The 15,425-nt window shown below is 48.3% G+C and carries 15 protein-coding genes and 1 rRNA gene (1 of these 16 running past the window's edge); 3 read left to right on the forward strand and 13 right to left on the reverse strand.

All coding sequences use genetic code 11. The features are described 5' to 3' along the window. Positions 1–159 precede the first annotated feature (159 nt). On the reverse strand, positions 160–1,125 hold the full coding sequence (locus ACKKE8_RS27345) for a proline dehydrogenase family protein (protein ID WP_409175775.1): 966 nt from the start codon (positions 1,123–1,125) through the stop codon (positions 160–162). Positions 1,126–1,252: 127 nt separating this feature from the next. On the opposite strand from ACKKE8_RS27345, the gene ACKKE8_RS27350 reads away from it, so the two are divergent. Further along, a complete protein-coding gene (locus ACKKE8_RS27350) occupies positions 1,253–2,740 on the forward strand; it encodes a PLP-dependent aminotransferase family protein (protein WP_409175776.1) in 1,488 nt (495 codons plus the stop codon). A 94-nt stretch (positions 2,741–2,834) separates the two neighbouring features. Here the strand turns inward: ACKKE8_RS27350 and ACKKE8_RS27355 are convergent, their stop codons facing one another. The 9 genes from ACKKE8_RS27355 to ACKKE8_RS27395 form a co-directional block, all read right to left on the reverse strand. Beyond that, positions 2,835–3,026, reverse strand: coding sequence for a hypothetical protein (locus ACKKE8_RS27355; protein WP_409175777.1), 192 nt, complete (start codon positions 3,024–3,026; stop codon positions 2,835–2,837). A gap of 244 nt (positions 3,027–3,270) precedes the next feature. Continuing rightward, entirely contained in the window at positions 3,271–3,825 is a 555-nt protein-coding gene (locus ACKKE8_RS27360) for a glycerol-3-phosphate responsive antiterminator (protein ID WP_409175778.1), read from the reverse strand. Between the two features lie 13 nt (positions 3,826–3,838). Continuing rightward, positions 3,839–5,509: an FAD-dependent oxidoreductase gene (locus tag ACKKE8_RS27365; RefSeq protein WP_409175779.1), complete on the reverse strand. Its 1,671-nt coding sequence runs from the start codon at positions 5,507–5,509 to the stop codon at positions 3,839–3,841. Positions 5,510–5,656: 147 nt separating this feature from the next. Next, positions 5,657–7,156, reverse strand: a complete 1,500-nt coding sequence (gene glpK / locus ACKKE8_RS27370) for a glycerol kinase GlpK (protein WP_409175780.1) — start codon at positions 7,154–7,156, stop codon at positions 5,657–5,659. Positions 7,157–7,210: 54 nt separating this feature from the next. Then, positions 7,211–8,041, reverse strand: coding sequence for an MIP/aquaporin family protein (locus tag ACKKE8_RS27375; RefSeq protein WP_069849084.1), 831 nt, complete (start codon positions 8,039–8,041; stop codon positions 7,211–7,213). A gap of 216 nt (positions 8,042–8,257) precedes the next feature. Then, positions 8,258–8,680 (reverse strand): YvaD family protein, encoded by a 423-nt coding sequence (locus ACKKE8_RS27380; RefSeq protein WP_409175781.1) that lies wholly within the window; start codon positions 8,678–8,680, stop codon positions 8,258–8,260. After that, positions 8,677–9,039 (reverse strand): DMT family transporter, encoded by a 363-nt coding sequence (locus ACKKE8_RS27385; RefSeq protein WP_409175782.1) that lies wholly within the window; start codon positions 9,037–9,039, stop codon positions 8,677–8,679. The genes ACKKE8_RS27380 and ACKKE8_RS27385 overlap by 4 nt, the downstream gene beginning before the upstream one ends. A gap of 14 nt (positions 9,040–9,053) precedes the next feature. Beyond that, on the reverse strand, positions 9,054–9,626 hold the full coding sequence (locus ACKKE8_RS27390; protein WP_409175783.1) for a TetR/AcrR family transcriptional regulator: 573 nt from the start codon (positions 9,624–9,626) through the stop codon (positions 9,054–9,056). Positions 9,627–9,716: 90 nt separating this feature from the next. After that, complete coding sequence (locus ACKKE8_RS27395; protein ID WP_409175784.1) at positions 9,717–11,138, reverse strand: PLP-dependent aminotransferase family protein; 1,422 nt, start codon at positions 11,136–11,138, stop codon at positions 9,717–9,719. 116 nt (positions 11,139–11,254) lie between these two features. Here ACKKE8_RS27395 and ACKKE8_RS27400 point away from each other — a divergent pair, with 116 nt between their 5' ends. Both ACKKE8_RS27400 and ACKKE8_RS27405 read left to right on the forward strand, forming a co-directional pair. Next, complete coding sequence (locus ACKKE8_RS27400) at positions 11,255–11,827, forward strand: GNAT family N-acetyltransferase (RefSeq protein WP_409175785.1); 573 nt, start codon at positions 11,255–11,257, stop codon at positions 11,825–11,827. Positions 11,828–11,971: 144 nt separating this feature from the next. Then, positions 11,972–13,249, forward strand: a complete 1,278-nt coding sequence (locus ACKKE8_RS27405; protein ID WP_409175786.1) for an erythromycin esterase family protein — start codon at positions 11,972–11,974, stop codon at positions 13,247–13,249. Between the two features lie 95 nt (positions 13,250–13,344). Here ACKKE8_RS27405 and ACKKE8_RS27410 read toward each other — a convergent pair whose 3' ends face one another. The 3 genes from ACKKE8_RS27410 to ACKKE8_RS27420 form a co-directional block, all read right to left on the reverse strand. Continuing rightward, the gene (locus tag ACKKE8_RS27410) at positions 13,345–13,920 is read right to left on the reverse strand and encodes a hypothetical protein (RefSeq protein ID WP_409175787.1); all 576 of its coding nucleotides are present in this window, start codon (positions 13,918–13,920) and stop codon (positions 13,345–13,347) included. Between the two features lie 81 nt (positions 13,921–14,001). Continuing rightward, a complete protein-coding gene (locus tag ACKKE8_RS27415) occupies positions 14,002–14,670 on the reverse strand; it encodes an MBL fold metallo-hydrolase (RefSeq protein WP_409175788.1) in 669 nt (222 codons plus the stop codon). Between the two features lie 231 nt (positions 14,671–14,901). Continuing rightward, positions 14,902–15,425: ribosomal RNA gene (locus ACKKE8_RS27420) — 23S ribosomal RNA — on the reverse strand (it continues 2,405 nt past the right edge of the window).

The following is a 15,425-nucleotide window of genomic DNA, read 5'->3' on the forward strand; positions in this document are numbered from 1 at the left end:
TTTTTTCTTCCTATCTTTTCTTCTCATACAGTTATTGACGTTATTTCCAGACAAATAGCTACATTTTTTTTCAAAAATGAAGTCGATTGGTCACCAAGTGCGAGAGTGAAAAATAGAAAAAACGTCAGGGTCAGGCTCTGACGTTTTTTCGTAATCCTTCTATAACATGCCATAACCTACATCCTGAAGTCTCTCTGGATCAAACATATCGGCTATCGCCTGATGCACATGAGGCGGGTGCTCCGCCAGTCGATGACACAAGTACAAGTACCACTCTGTCCCATAGGTGAGGTACAAGCGCACCGGAACCCCCTTTTCTCGCAAAGCATGAGCCAGCTCAGGGCGAACCCCGTATAACAGCTCAACCTCTACATTCGGTCGATGCAAATAGTCTCGGCGGGTTAGCTCGTCTACAATCGCTTGGTCGTGGGTGGCGAGTGAGCATTCGCGTCCAGCTTGGACACACATGTCTGCCAGCTCCAGGTATCGTTCGTTCAACTCCACTGAACGCGCCAATGCGATTTCTTGGGGTTCCTTGAATGCGCCTTTGACCAAGCGAATTTTTCCCGGCAGTCCGAGCACCCGTTTCACATCATCCAGCGAGCGATGCAAATGCGCTTGAATCGTAATGCCCACATTTTCATGCCGCTGTGCCAAGCGCTCATACATGCTGATGATCGCCTCTGTTTTCGTCGATTCCTCCATGCTAATCATCAAATACTGGCCGCTATATCTCGCCCGCTCCGCTAACTCTTCTATGTGGGTAAAAGCCAGCTCTTGATCCAGTAACAAGCCGAGATGGGACAGATCAAAGGAGATTCCGACTGATGTATGTAGATGGGAGCAATCCATAGTTAGCGCCAGAAATTCCCGCTGCGCTTCATGTACAACCTGCAAATCCAGCGTATTTTCACCAATGTGTTCAACTGATAAACGGTAGCCCATTTTTTCCAAACGCTGGGCTATTTTCATTGCATCCGCACGCGTTTCGCCTGTCACATAACGTTTCGCAGCCGTTAAAAGCAACGGATATAGCAAGGGCGATGTTCTGACCGCTTCCTTGATTCGTTCGTCACGGGCGATTGTACGCAAAATCTCGGCAGTTCTTCTCTCTTCTGGCGTCATCCTTCTCTCTCCTTTGGCAGTGGCATACCTCTTCTCTTCCATCACCCTACCATGGTACGCTTGTGTGGATTAGGTCCAGTTTCCCACTATTTCGAGAGGACCAGTTACATAAGGAGGCTCACACGCCTTGTTCTGGATGACCATTGACCGAGAGAAAACCATTCCGTTAATCAGACAAATTTATTCTGAATTACGCACAAAGATTTTGAGCGGAGAACTGACAGCCGGCTTCAAGCTTCCTTCTACCCGAAAAGTAGCAAGCGAACTGCACCTCTCTCGCAATGTGGTGCTAGAAGCGTACGAGCAGCTATTAGCTGAGGGCTACATCGAGAGCAGACGTGGCTCCGGGTATTTTATTGCTTCGGGCATTTATTTGGAACAGCATGCCCGGATGACAGAGGCTGGGGCTGGGTTGCCGAAAGTGGATCAGCACTTCAACGAAGCCGAGAGCCAGCGGATCGATTTTCGTTCCGGTGTTCCTGCTCTGGAGCACTTTCCTCGCAGCCTCTGGGGCAAAACCGTCCAGCGCGTCTGTCAGGAAGCGCCGCTGTCAGTCTTTGGCTATAATCGTCCCGAGGGACGCACGGAGCTGCGCACGATTTTGAGTCGCTATTTGTATCGAACGCGCGGTGTGCAATGCGAACCCGAGCAAATCATTATGACATCCGGGGCTACTCAGGCGCTCACCCTGATCGCCAATGTGCTTCTGCGTCCTGATAGTCACGTAGTCATCGAGGACCCGATCACGCATGATATCCAGAGTATTTTCACCAGGACAGGCGCTCGTTTACTGCCTGTTCCGACAGATGCCTACGGGATGGATATGGAACAGCTACCGTCATTATCTGCCCATCGCCCCAGCTTCGTATTTGTCACGCCTTCTCATCAGTTCCCGCTCGGCGGCACCATGCCCGTCCAGCGTAGACTTCAACTCATTCGTTATGCACGGGAAGCTGACTGCTACATAGTCGAGGATGATTACGACAGCGAGTTTCGCTACGAGACTGCTCCCATAAGCTCCATTCAGGGACTTGCCTCAGAGCGTGTTATCTACATCGGTTCCTTTAGCAAAATCCTTTCTCCCGGACTGCGCCAGGGATACCTCGTCCTGCCAAAAGCATTGGTAGCTTCCTATCAGCAGGCGAAATGGCTATCCGATTTGCACGCCCCTTCGATTGATCAGCTTGCCCTAGGGGTTTTTATCGAGGAGGGACATCTAGAGAAATACGTGAATCGCGTAAAAAAGCTGTACAAAAAACGTCGTCAATGCTTGATTGATGCTCTTCAACTGGCTTTTGGTGATGGTATTCGCATTTGGGGGGAGGCCGCTGGTCTGCACATCGTAGCTGCCTTTCCCACGGTTCGCTTCACACCTGACGTCCTGGCTGCACTGGAGCAAGCCGGAGTGCGTGTCTACCCGGTCGAGGAACACGCCATTGTCAAAGGCAATCATACAGATAAAATCATTCTTGGATACGGCAATACCACCAAGGAACAGATCGTAGAAGGGGTCATGAGGATCAAGGCTGTTTTAGTGAATATTCCGCAGGAAAGAACACGAGAAGGTAGGAGCATGAATGATTACGCTTGTAGCTCTATTTTGACAATTGACTGAAAAGTTTCGCCTTCCTTCTCTTTTGCAAAAGGAAGAGCCAAATCTCGAATGCTCCACAAGATTTGGCTCAAGTCAATTACGCTTCCGCTTCTATCTATTGAAAAAATAGAGGATGATTAGCGCCAGCCACCGCAGCATCTAGGATGGCAATGCCGGCAGAAATCTGGACATCTGCGTCGATGGTCTCGTTGCCAGTCACGACCTCGATCCCAATCTCTTCCCCGGTCCCAGTCACGACCTCGACCCCAATCATCTCTTTGCCAAGGATAATGGGAAGACTGCCCATACGATGACTGCCATTGCCCGCTTGGATAATTCACGCAACCGCCTTCTTTCCTCTTATTTTTGTTGACTATATGTGTATATGCACGGTGGCGTTCATCCGCATAGACTTTTGACCTCCCTACCTAATAAAAGGGTATCTACCTATATCCCCTAGCACCGTCATCTTCCTGTTTTCTCTCAGACAAACACAAAAAACCGGTATTCCTATGAGCAGGAATGACCGGCTTTTAATGCTCCTGATGCCATTATGATTTCGTCCACAGCTCTCTGCGAGACGTTGTTACGGATGTAGCCCCCGCCTGAATTGCGCGGTCCACATCTTCTTTCGTGCGAATGAAGCCACCAGCAATGACCGGAATTTGAGTTCGTTCAGTAATTTCTTCGATCAGGTGGGGAATGATTCCTGGCAAAACCTCAACGTAATCCGGTTTGGTTCTCGCAAGCTGGGTAAGGCTGCTGTCTAATGCCATCGTATCAATGAGAAACAATCGTTGAATGGAAATGAGCCCTTTTTTCTTGGCGGCAAGAATGGCACTGTTCCGTGTGGTGATGATACCTTCGGGCTGTGCTTCTTGCGCAAGAAACTCCATCGCATATTCATCAGACTTCAAGCCGTCTATGAGATCAGCATGGATCAGCAGTTTTTTTCCGAACGCTCTGGCCCGTTTTCCCAGTGGCTTTACTTGTGCTACATGGGCATTCAGCAAAATAATGCGCTCGTAGCAGCTCTCCATAAGTTCATCAAATTCTTTTAATGTCCGGGCTGCAGGAAGTATCTTTTGATTGATCTGGTTTGCCAATCACGAATCACCCCTATTGAAATGTTTTCGCAAGATGATATTCCTCTTCAAACGCTTTTATTTCATGTTCTTTTCTCTCATCCGACCATTGTAGCTCTTGAGCGAGCTCTTCTCCCACCAATCGATACACGGGCTCCAGTGTATCCCGCTCGAAGAATAGTCTGCCACTGCGACGAATCAGAAAATCGCTCAAGGTCATGACCATTTCTTCCTTTACAGCGTAGCGCAGTTCTGCTTTCAGCAGTACTTCGATCGGAGACACATTTTGAGCATTTTGTGTCAAAAGCTCCTGGCACATCGTTACGATTTGCTCACTGTTGCTTCCATATTTTCCGACCAGAACGCGGATTTGTTCCTCGGTGATTCCCCATTGGCGAAGTCTCTCTGCCTGTGCTTTCACAAATACAGGAATCTTGGCTGCGGAGTCAAATTTTCCGCCAGCGAGGACGATTTTGTCTGTCCGACAAGCTTCAAATGCTCTGCCCTCTTCTTCGGTCAACTGCTTGACCACCACATCCACAATGCGCTCGGCCATCTTGCGGAAACCCGTCAATTTTCCACCTGCGATCGTAATCAGCCCGCTTTTGGAATAAAAAATCTCGTCCTTGCGTGACAATTCGGATGGGGACTTGCCATCTTCATGGATCAGCGGTCTGAGTCCTGCCCAGCTAGAGCTGACATCCTGTTCCGTCAGTTTCACAGAAGGGAACATCTCGTTCGCGGCATTCAATACATACTGCATGTCTTCTCTCGTCACCGTTGGCCGCTCCAGCACACCTTTGTAATTCGTGTCAGTGGTACCGATATACGTACTGTTATTGCGCGGAATAGCAAACAGCATGCGCCCATCGGATACATCGAAATAAACGGCCTGCTTCAACGGCAGTCTGTTATACGGCACGACCAGATGGACACCTTTTGTCAGGTGGAGGCGCTTGCCGTACAGGGAGTGATCCTTTTCTCGAAGCTGATCCACCCAAGGACCTGCTGCGTTGACGATTTTTTTGGCATGGAGGGAGTACTCCGTGCCCGTAAGCAAATCCTTCGCGTTAATCCCGATGACTTTGCCGTTTTCATAAATAAAGCCAGTGGCTTCGGTATAGTTCACGCAGAGCGCTCCGTGCGAGCTTGCTGTTTTCATGACCTCAACCGTAAGTCTAGCATCATCTGTCCGATATTCGAAATAAAGCCCGCCACCCTTGAGAATATCGCGGCGCAAAAGCGGTTCTGCCTCCACAGTTCTCTGCTTGTTCAGCATGATGCGTCGTTCTTTTCTTTCAACTCCAGCCAACACATCGTAAACATACAAACCAATAGAGGTTGCCAGCTTGCCATAGGTACCATTTTTCACGATGGGCAAAATCATTTTTTCCGGGATGACGATATGTGGCGCATTGCGATACAAAATTGCTCGCTCCCGGCCTACTTCCCGCACCAGCTGCACATCGCCCTGCTTCAAATAGCGCAATCCTCCATGAACGAGCTTGGTAGAGCGACTACTTGTGCCCGCAGCGAAGTCCTGTTTTTCCACGAGTCCAACACTCAGACCTCTCGCAGCTGCGTCGAGGGCAATACCTGCTCCCGTCACCCCACCGCCAATTACCAAAAGATCGAGTTGTTTGGTTGCCATTTTATCCAGACAAGCCTGGCGTTGACTTGATGATAATACATGTTGATCGTTCATCGTTCTTCTCATCCTCTCTAAAAGAAAAAGACAGCCAATATCCAAAAGAAGCAATGCAATGTCATTGCCCTTCTGATACTGGCTGTCTCCGTAGTCTCCACAGCATGATTAACTTATCTTTAACTTTAGACCTCTTTTACACAAAAATCAATGCCTAATCTTGTAACCCATCGTTGCCGTAACTGCTTGCTTCCAACCTGCGTACAGGCTCTGGCGCAATTCCTCCGCCATATCCGGTGAGAAGGAGCGCTCCACCACTTTGTTATTCACAATATCTTCCTTGCTGCCCCAATACCCGACGGCAAGCCCTGCCAGGTAAGCAGCTCCCAGCGCGGTCGTTTCATTGACACGCGGACGCTCAACCTCTGTATTCAGGATGTCGGACTGGAACTGCATCAAAAAGTTATTCGCCACGGCTCCACCGTCTACCGCCAGTTTTTGCAGCCGGATGCCGGAATCAGCCTCCATCGCTTCAAGCACATCCCGTGTCTGATAAGCCAGAGACTCCAGCGCTGCCCGAATCAAATGATCTTCCGTCGTTCCGCGGGTCAAGCCGAAGATCGCGCCTCTTGCTTCCATATCCCAATACGGTGCTCCCAGTCCAACAAAGGCTGGAACCATATACACACCATCTGTGCTGTCTACAGCGAGTGCGTGTTTTTCCGAATCCGATGATTTTTCGATCAGCTTGAGTCCGTCACGCAGCCATTGAATGGCCGCACCAGCCACAAAAATACTGCCTTCCAGGGCGTACTCTACCTTGCCATCTACTCCCCAGGCAATGGTCGTCAGCAACCCGTTTTTGGATGCAACTGCCTTTTCCCCGGTATTCATCAGCATGAAGCAACCTGTTCCGTATGTGTTTTTTGCCTGCCCTTCCGCAAAGCACGCCTGCCCAAACAAAGCGGCCTGCTGGTCTCCGGCAATCCCGGCAATCGGAATCTGGAATTCGAAGAGCTTCTCGTCTGTGTATCCGTACAATTCGCTGGAAGGACGGACAGCTGGCAGCATGGCTTTCGGGATTTGCAACATGTTCAACAGCTCGTCGTCCCACTCCAGGGAATGAACATTAAACATTAACGTGCGCGAAGCATTGGAATAGTCGGTCACATGCACAAGGCCATTGGTCAGCTTCCAAATCAGCCACGTATCGATGGTTCCAAACAAGAGGTCGCCTTTCTCTGCTCGCTCCCGTGCTCCCTCCACATGATCGAGTAGCCATTTTACCTTTGTACCGGAAAAGTAGGCGTCAATCAACAATCCTGTCTTTTCACGAACGGTTTGCTCATAACCTTGCTCTTTCAACTGGTTGCAAATATCGATGGACTGTCTGCTTTGCCATACAATCGCATTATGAATCGGCTTACCCGTGTGCTTATCCCATACCACGGTTGTTTCCCGCTGATTGGTAATCCCGATCCCTGCGATTTCTTCCGGTTTCACATGATTCTCCAGTAAAACCGCTTTCAAAACCTCCAGCTGTGATTCCCAGATTTCCTCGGCATTGTGCTCCACCCAACCCGGCTTCGGATAGATTTGCGTGAATTCCTTCTGGGCCACACCGATAATGGCACCTGATTTATCGAATAAAATAGCGCGAGAGCTCGTGGTTCCCTGATCGAGGGAAAGCATATATTTATTGTCCATGACAACTGTTCCTCCTTCACTCATATGGAATCGCCTTCATTCTTACCTTTATGTCTAGGAACGCGCACTTTCGGATGCGAGTCGCTCCTTGCTGCCGATTGATTTTTTGGTTGTCATTCCGACCACGATGGCAATCACCATGAAAGCCGCTAATGCTATTACACCTGTCAACGAATGATCTGTAAACGTCCATTTGTAAAAAAACGCTCCACTTACTGCTCCAATGATAGGTCCAACAACAGGAATCCATGCATAGCGCCAGTTGGACTTTCCTTTGCCGTGGATGGGCAAGAGAGCATGAGCGAGACGAGGTCCCAGGTCACGGGCCGGATTGATCGCATAACCAGTAGTACCACCAAGAGACAAACCGATTGCGACAATCAGGAAGCCGACGATAAACGGATTCAGTCCTTCTGCAAATTTATTCGCTCCGATCGCCAGTAGACCGAGCACCAAGAAAAACGTACCTAAAATTTCACTGAACAGATTCGCGACTGTATTGGGAATCGCAGGACCTGTTGCAAATACCCCCAATTTGGCTCCTGCATCATTCGTCTCACGCCAATGCGGGTAATAAAAGATCCAGACGAACGTCGCTCCCATAAACGCCCCAATCAGTTGAGCCGCTATGTAGCCGGGCACATGCTCCCACGGAAATTGACCGATGCTTGCCAGTGCAATCGTAAGTGCCGGATTCAAATGCGCTCCGCTAATGCTTCCTACTGCATACGCTCCGCACGCAACTGCCAGACCCCAGCCCAGCGTAATTACAATCCAACCGCCGTTTTGGGAATACGCCTTTTTCAAGTTCTGTCCGGCGCAAACACCTGCCCCCAAAATGATCAAGATCATCGTCCCGATCAGTTCCCCTACATAAATAGACATGGCCCATCCTCCCCCTTTTTGGAAAAAACGTAAACCTATTCCCGTAAAGCGCTTACAATACGCTAACTCCTTTGTGGTTTGTTTGGAGAGAAAATAAAAAAGCTAATACTCGCAAAACAAGAGCCAATGCCCTCAATTTGCAAATATTAGCTGATCTCCCAATCTCCACAGCACTATTAACTTAAGACCTACTATATAGCCACTGCTCAAAATTTGTCAAGAATTCCTTTCCTTCACTTTTGCCAGTTCTCGCATCAAGCCCGGCAAAAAGAATAACGGGTAAATCAGCAGGTACAGGTTCGGAATCCACCAGGACCAATCGTAATCTGCCTTGAACGCCCAAAAAGCGATCGCCTGCAAACCCGAGCAGGATGTCAAAACGAGCGACAGCATGGCAAGCGGCTTCCAGATGTGCCGCCCTCTGCGATAGGCGTACAGACTGGCAAAGCCCGTGATGGAAATGAAAATATCCAATGGAAAAAAGGACAGGTTCCATGCGAGCAAATTGGGATCGTAGTAATCCTGATACAGATATTCCACAGGGAGCAGCTCCAAAAATGTAAGGAGCCAGTATACGATAAAAGCCACATCAGTGATCCAGAAAAACACTAGCATTGCTCTTACATTTTTCTCACTCATTTTGCCTCAGCTACTCCTGTATCTTTAGAAGATTGCGCGTGGGAGGTGTCTCCCAGATTCAACAGCACACAGCCCACGATGATCAGTCCGACAGCAATCACTTTTTTGACAGTGAAGGCGTCCTTGAAGATCACCACACCAATGACCGCGATGATCGCTGTGCCAAGACCCGACCAGATGGCATAGGCAGTCCCGACCTCCATTTCCTTGAGCGCCAGGCTCAGTGACGAGAAGCACAAAATATAAAAGATAAACATCATCACACTGGGGACAGGCTTGCTCAGCCCGTCAGACAGCTTCATCGATGTTGTTCCAGCCACCTCTAGTAAAATGGCCATTAATAGATAGACCCAACTCATTATGTTCCTCCTACTTACTTGTTTGAAGACGAAGTATCTACGATGCCGCCTAGTAAAATATCGATGACCGCATCCAGCGCATCGCCAATCGTCAGATGATGATGCTGGTTCGCCAACTGCTGATCAATCAGCTGGTTGAGCGTTCCAGTATACATCTGAATCAGGATCGGGAGCTGGATATGACGAAACACGCCCTCCTCTACCCCTTGCTCCAGAATGATCCGAACATGCTCCCACTCCTGTTGATTGAACTCGTCGATCAGCTTCCATTGCTCGGGATAGTAGCGCTTCAGCTCGTACCACACGCGCAGGTCCGTTCGTGAGAAATTGTTCGGGACCAGTGCCAGGAGCTGCCGCATCTTCTCTACCAAATCGAGATCCGGATCATGTAAAATCTGATCTTCCGCTCTACGCAAGTCCTCGATGTTTTCTTCAATGACTTTGGTGATCAAGGCCTCTTTCGATGGAAAGCTCGCATACAACGTCTTGGTGCTAACGCCTGCGCGCCGAGCTAAATCGGACATAGTGAAACGGACACCCTTGGTCTCAATCTCATGATAGGCGCATTGTAGGATTCGCTCCTGCATGTTCTTGCCCCCTCTCGAAAACAAGGAAAATATTATATTTTTCATATTTTCCAAAACGTACTCTTAGCATAACGGCGTACTCATGCCTTGTCAACAATCACCAAACCACGCTTGGCTCAGTGCCTCGATACCGGGATCGATTTTTTCCAATGGAATGCCCGCGAAGCCGAGGAAAAACTCTTTTGGCAAGGAATTAGGTGGCACCAGCCAAGTAAACGATGCGGGCGAGGCTCTCACGCCTGCCTGAATCGCCAGCTTTTTCAACTCCTCCTCGCTTCGCTCGCTGTTTACCCGCAGCAGAACGTGAAAACCCGCATCTGCTCCGATCACTTTCGCTCTTTCGCCAAAATGCTTTTGCACAGTCAGCAGCAGCGCATCATGCTTTTTGCGGTACAGCTTGCGCATTTTGCGGACATGTTTTTCGAAATATCCTTTTTCCATAAAGGCTTCCATCGTCCGCTGATGCAGTCGGGATGAGGATGGTTCTAGCAGTGTCTCGCGCAGCAGATTGTAGTACGTATCCAGCAGAGATTCTGGCAAGACCATGTACCAAATGCCGATTGCTGGCGCCAACACCTGCGCAAAGCTCCCCATATAGATAACATTCGCATGCGGGAGCAAGCCTTGCATGGACGGAATTGGTCTGCCATGGTAACGAAACTCTCCGTCGTAATCGTCTTCGATGATGTATCCTCCCACATTTTTGGCCCATTCAAGTAATTGCAGCCGCTTGGATATAGGCATGATCATCCCACGTGGGTATTGATGAGCCGAAGAAACGGCAGCCAACCTAACCCCTGACTCATATAGCTCCCTGACGCTAATTCCGTCCTCTGTCAGTGAGATCGGCACCACGTCGTATCCGTGCTGGCGAAACGTATTGGCAAACAGCAAATACCCCGGATTTTCTACGCCGATGTGTTGGAACTGCGGCTTTACCATCAAACAGATCAAGGACAGCAAGCCAAACTGGTCCGCCCCAATCACCACTTGATTCGGCGAGCATGCGACACCCCGGTACCTGTGCAAGTAGTCAGCGATTTGCTTCCTGAGTCCAGCCTCCCCTTGCGGATCTCCATAAAAAAGATTCTCCTGCTGCTCTATGTAAAGCGTCTCATTGTACAAACGACGCCAAATCATGGTTGGAAATAACGAAAAATCATTGCGGGAGAGATGAAAGTCATAGACGTATTCCCGCTCGTCACGCACCATGGGCCGCTGGATAGTTAGTGTGCTCGCACCAGTACCCGGCTTCACTTCAGGATCCGGTAATTTCTCCACGTAATACCCACTGCGCGGTTTACTTTGGACAAAACCTTCCGCCAGCAGCTGCTGGTATGCCATCTCCACGGGTGTTGTGCTTAAGTCCAGCAAGTCAGCCAGCTTGCGAACGGACGGCAGCTTACTACTCACCGCCAAGCGTCCTGCGACGATTTCCTTTTTCAAATAAGTATAAAGCTGTACGTATTGCGGCTCGTTGTCGTTTTCCTGCCAGTTTGGGGTCAAGAGCATGTCGATTTCCCCCTCCATCTGTCCTTTTCATTTTTACAAAACTGCACATTTTCAAGTATACACTTGCTCGTTATCCTAAGAAAAAGAAGTTTTGAACGAACAGGAGGACAACGACTATGTCTACGACACAGGAGAATACACGTGCGGTTCGCTTTTTGGAAGGGGAACGCGTCTTTTTGCGACCGATTGGCACAGAAGATACCGAATTATACTTCCGCTCCTTGTTCAACAAGGAAACGCGTATGCTGACTGGTACCCAAAAACATTTCACGCGTGAGCAAATCCACCAGTACATCGCAAACAAAGGCCAGGACTCTTCCAGTGTCCTCTTATTGATCTGCCTATGTGAAAATGATCAAGTGATTGGCGACGTCCAGATCGGGGAGATCGATCGGAATAATAGCAACGCCTTTATCCGAATTTCGATTGACCAAAATGCCTATCAAGGCAAAGGTTACGGAAGCGAAGCCCTCCTGCTAATGCTCGACTATGGTTTTGGCATCCTCAATTTGCACCGCATCGAGCTAAACGTATTCGCCTTTAACGAACGTGCCATCCACACGTATGAAAAGCTCGGCTTCCAGCGTGAAGGCGTACAGCGACAAGCGCTTTATTACAACCACGCCTATCACGACTCTATTCTCATGTCCATGCTGGCAGATGAGTATCGGGCGAAATATGTGAAGTAACAAAGCGAAAATGCACCCGGGGATTCTCAAACCCAGGTGCGTTTTTTTAATCTAGGTAAACGACTTCATAAAGGAGTATAATAGGGGAAATGGTAGGAAAATCCACTTATGAACAAAGAATCAGCGCAAGAAAGAGAGAATGACATGAAAAGAAAACTCCTATTCACTATCAGCTTGTTCATCATCCTGAGTGTATTGACAGGGTTCCATCCCGCATCAGCCAACACCTTGCAGCAGTCATTGCAAGCAAACCTTGTCCCTGTTTCCAAAATGGAGCTTCCTGCAAAAACCATCATCGGGTTTGGAGAAGCTACGCATGGCAACAAGCAATTCACTACGCTGAAGTTAGATATTTTCAAGCATTTGGTAGAAAAACAAGGCTATCGCGTATTTGCCATCGAAGGAGATTTTGGCGGTGGACAAAAGGTCAATGAATACATTTTAGGCGGCAGCGGAACGGCGCAGGATGCCGCAAAAGCCATCGGATTTACGATTTACAATACAGAAGAAATGGCCGCCCTTCTTTCTTGGATGCGCGCCTTTAATGAGCAGCGGGATGCCAAAGATCAAATTCATTTCTACGGCTTTGACATGCAACGCTATGACCATAACAAAAACGGGCTATTCTCCTATTTGAAAAAAGTTGATCCGACACTCGCAGCCAAGTATGAGAAGCTGCTTACAAATCTGAATGATAAGACGGTGTATGATCAAAAGATCGCCCTCGTACAGGAAGCGCTCTCCCACATAAAAAGCTTGATGGAGCAGATGAAACAAAACCAATCTGTTTACATCGCGAAAAGCTCTGAGAAAGAATATGAACTGGCTACTGCCTTCGCAGAATCAATCAAGCAAAATGCTACACTGCGCGGAACAAATGCGAACTATAGCAACACCCGCGATCGCTATATGGCGGACAAAGTCATGTGGATATTATCCTTTGAAAAGAAACAGTACGGTCGCAACAACATGTTCATCGCCGGACATAATGGACATATTGAAAAGACCTCCACTTCCGTAGGAATGACAACCTGCATGGGGGCACATCTCGCGAAAGCATTGGGGGACCACTATTACGCAATCGGAAGTGAATTCTACGAAAGCACCTTCCTTGCGAATGACGCCTCTACCAATGAACGCAAAGCGTTTACCGTAAAAAATAGTGGCAAAGATCGACTAGCTGTTCTGTTTGCACAGACAGGCATGGCGGATGGATTCCTTGACTTTGCAAAGGCAAAGCATCATGCGGATTTTTACACCTATCTGAATAAAGCGCAGTCCATCAGTACAATCGGTGATGCTTTTAGTGGATGGTATGGAAAAATGGAGAAGCTGTATACGTTGCAGATGGTTCCGGCAAAAGCTTTTGATGCGATCATCTTCGTGCGAACTGCTACTCCTTCGGTTATGATAAAGGATTAACGGGTGAGGACATTTGCCTGGCATAGAGAGAAAGGCAGCCGATTAAACTGGCTGCCGTTTTTTGTGTGTATGGAGCTATCGTTACTTTTTATGCTCTATTCGGCTTTTAGTTCCGATACTTTATTAATCATCTTCGTCTCATAATCCCACACATACTCGGCCGAGCTATTCAACTCACCCTTTATATCTAAAGTAATGACATAGATGGAATTACGACCGTCATTGTAAAAGCCATATATACGATTGGGAACGTCTTCTGCTACCTTTATCGCTCCCAACGAGGTAAGTTTCCCTTTTTCATATTGAAGAAGTTGTAAGAAAACCTCGCCTTCGTTTCCATAATGAAACATATAAAACTCATTTTTGGAATCGTCACTACTAAAGTCCAATTGAGGAAGTGCAGGAGTAATAGGGTCCTGTCCCTCACTTTTTCCCTCTAATTCTTTTGGGACAGGAATGGGAAGTTTTATATTGTTCACTCGATCTTCCAGCGTATAGTTGAATCCAGGATTCCACCATAGGTGTAAGCCGTGTCCAATAGGTTTGTCGGTTGACATCGAATTCGTGCCTTGCTTTACATTTTCAGTTTTATTTTTTGCAAGACCAGGCGTTCCTCCAAAAATAAGAGTAAAACTAAGAACACCAGCAAAGATAAAATTCCATTTTTTCATGAAATAGAGCCCCTTCCTTTTTCCAACTTTAAAAAAAGACGGGGAAAAGATACAGGTGGTCACGATATGATTACTAATAAGTTAACGTCCCCCCTGACTAAGTTCTATTATCTGATCCTTCACATTTCCATTACTGAATCCCCCGTGGTAACAAACCACAGATACAACGTCGAGGTCTACATACTTTATCAAAGAAAGACGAGCTGCATTCATATCCGGTGTGGTCGGGGCATGAATACCCCCGAGAATCCCGTTTACACTGTACATCGAGTCCCCGGCAACGAGAGTCTTGCTTTGCTTTAAATAAAGGCTGATATGACCGGGAGTATGCCCAGGAGTATGGATGACACGAATCCCGCCGCAAAAGGGCAGTTCCTGACCGTCACTCACGGTATGGTCCACTCTGCCTTTAGGAGGATTCTCAAGGTGCCCATCTTTTAAAAGCGGTATCTCCCCTTGAATATACGGTTTATCCAGTTCATGTGCATAAACGTGAACATGATCCCCGCACTCCTGCAAAATCTCAGGAAGACTGCCGATATGATCCACATCCTGATGCGTCAAAATTACAGCTTTTAGCTTGTCGAACGGTACTCCTACCTTTTCCATCGCCACGCGTAAATCATCCATTTGCCCTGGGAATCCGGTGTCTATTAAAACAGCCATGTCTCGATCCCACAAAAGAACGGGGTGAATGATATTACCATGAAAATCTAGATGAAGCATTTCTACTCCCTTTGAAATTTCCATCAATCAGACCTCCGTAAAATTTATTTTTTACGTAAGGTTATATTATTATGTAGGTCTCGTTTTTGTCAACATCTGTAAAACCCTTCTGTGTAAAGCGCTTTAGTCTAACGCTTTTCCAGTGAATGCGGGGACCGTGTTTGTTTCCAGAGCTATCAAAAAAAACCATTCCTTTAAGGAATGGCTTCTTCATTCATTCAAAACCGGATCTGCATGATCAATTGCTAAGAGTGTGTGGATAAGTCCTCGACCGATTAGTATTCGTCAGCTCCACGCGTTACCGCGCTTCCACACCGAACCTATCAACCTCATCGTCTATGAGGGGTCTTACCAGCTTGCGCTGTGGGAAGTCTCATCTTGGAGGGGGCTTCACGCTTAGATGCTTTCAGCGCTTATCCCGTCCGCACATAGCTACCCAGCTGTGCCACTGGCGTGACAACTGGTGCACCAGCGGTGCGTCCATCCCGGTCCTCTCGTACTAAGGACAGCTCTCCTCAAACTTCCTACGCCCGCGACAGATAGGGACCGAACTGTCTCACGACGTTCTGAACCCAGCTCGCGTACCGCTTTAATGGGCGAACAGCCCAACCCTTGGGACCTACTTCAGCCCCAGGATGCGATGAGCCGACATCGAGGTGCCAAACCTCCCCGTCGATGTGGACTCTTGGGGGAGATAAGCCTGTTATCCCCAGGGTAGCTTTTATCCGTTGAGCGATGGCCCTTCCATGCGGAACCACCGGATCACTAAGCCCGACTTT

Source organism: Brevibacillus fortis (assembly GCF_046196545.1).
GTDB classification, from domain to species: Bacteria; Bacillota; Bacilli; order Brevibacillales; family Brevibacillaceae; genus Brevibacillus; species Brevibacillus fortis_A.

What these genes read in the sequence shown, in the direction of transcription:
- ACKKE8_RS27410 (WP_409175787.1), bottom strand. Translation starts at nt 13,920, where the DNA reads ATGAAAAAATGGAATTTTATCTTTGCTGGTGTTCTTAGTTTTACTCTT.
- ACKKE8_RS27400 (WP_409175785.1), top strand. Translation starts at nt 11,255, where the DNA reads ATGTCTACGACACAGGAGAATACACGTGCGGTTCGCTTTTTGGAAGGG.
- ACKKE8_RS27385 (WP_409175782.1), bottom strand. Translation starts at nt 9,039, where the DNA reads ATGAGTTGGGTCTATCTATTAATGGCCATTTTACTAGAGGTGGCTGGA.
- ACKKE8_RS27395 (WP_409175784.1), bottom strand. Translation starts at nt 11,138, where the DNA reads ATGCTCTTGACCCCAAACTGGCAGGAAAACGACAACGAGCCGCAATAC.
- ACKKE8_RS27380 (WP_409175781.1), bottom strand. Translation starts at nt 8,680, where the DNA reads ATGAGTGAGAAAAATGTAAGAGCAATGCTAGTGTTTTTCTGGATCACT.
- ACKKE8_RS27345 (WP_409175775.1), bottom strand. Translation starts at nt 1,125, where the DNA reads ATGACGCCAGAAGAGAGAAGAACTGCCGAGATTTTGCGTACAATCGCC.
- ACKKE8_RS27415 (WP_409175788.1), bottom strand. Translation starts at nt 14,670, where the DNA reads ATGGAAATTTCAAAGGGAGTAGAAATGCTTCATCTAGATTTTCATGGT.
- ACKKE8_RS27355 (WP_409175777.1), bottom strand. Translation starts at nt 3,026, where the DNA reads ATGGGCAGTCTTCCCATTATCCTTGGCAAAGAGATGATTGGGGTCGAG.
- ACKKE8_RS27390 (WP_409175783.1), bottom strand. Translation starts at nt 9,626, where the DNA reads ATGCAGGAGCGAATCCTACAATGCGCCTATCATGAGATTGAGACCAAG.
- ACKKE8_RS27405 (WP_409175786.1), top strand. Translation starts at nt 11,972, where the DNA reads ATGAAAAGAAAACTCCTATTCACTATCAGCTTGTTCATCATCCTGAGT.
- ACKKE8_RS27375 (WP_069849084.1), bottom strand. Translation starts at nt 8,041, where the DNA reads ATGTCTATTTATGTAGGGGAACTGATCGGGACGATGATCTTGATCATT.
- ACKKE8_RS27365 (WP_409175779.1), bottom strand. Translation starts at nt 5,509, where the DNA reads ATGAACGATCAACATGTATTATCATCAAGTCAACGCCAGGCTTGTCTG.
- glpK (WP_409175780.1), bottom strand. Translation starts at nt 7,156, where the DNA reads ATGGACAATAAATATATGCTTTCCCTCGATCAGGGAACCACGAGCTCT.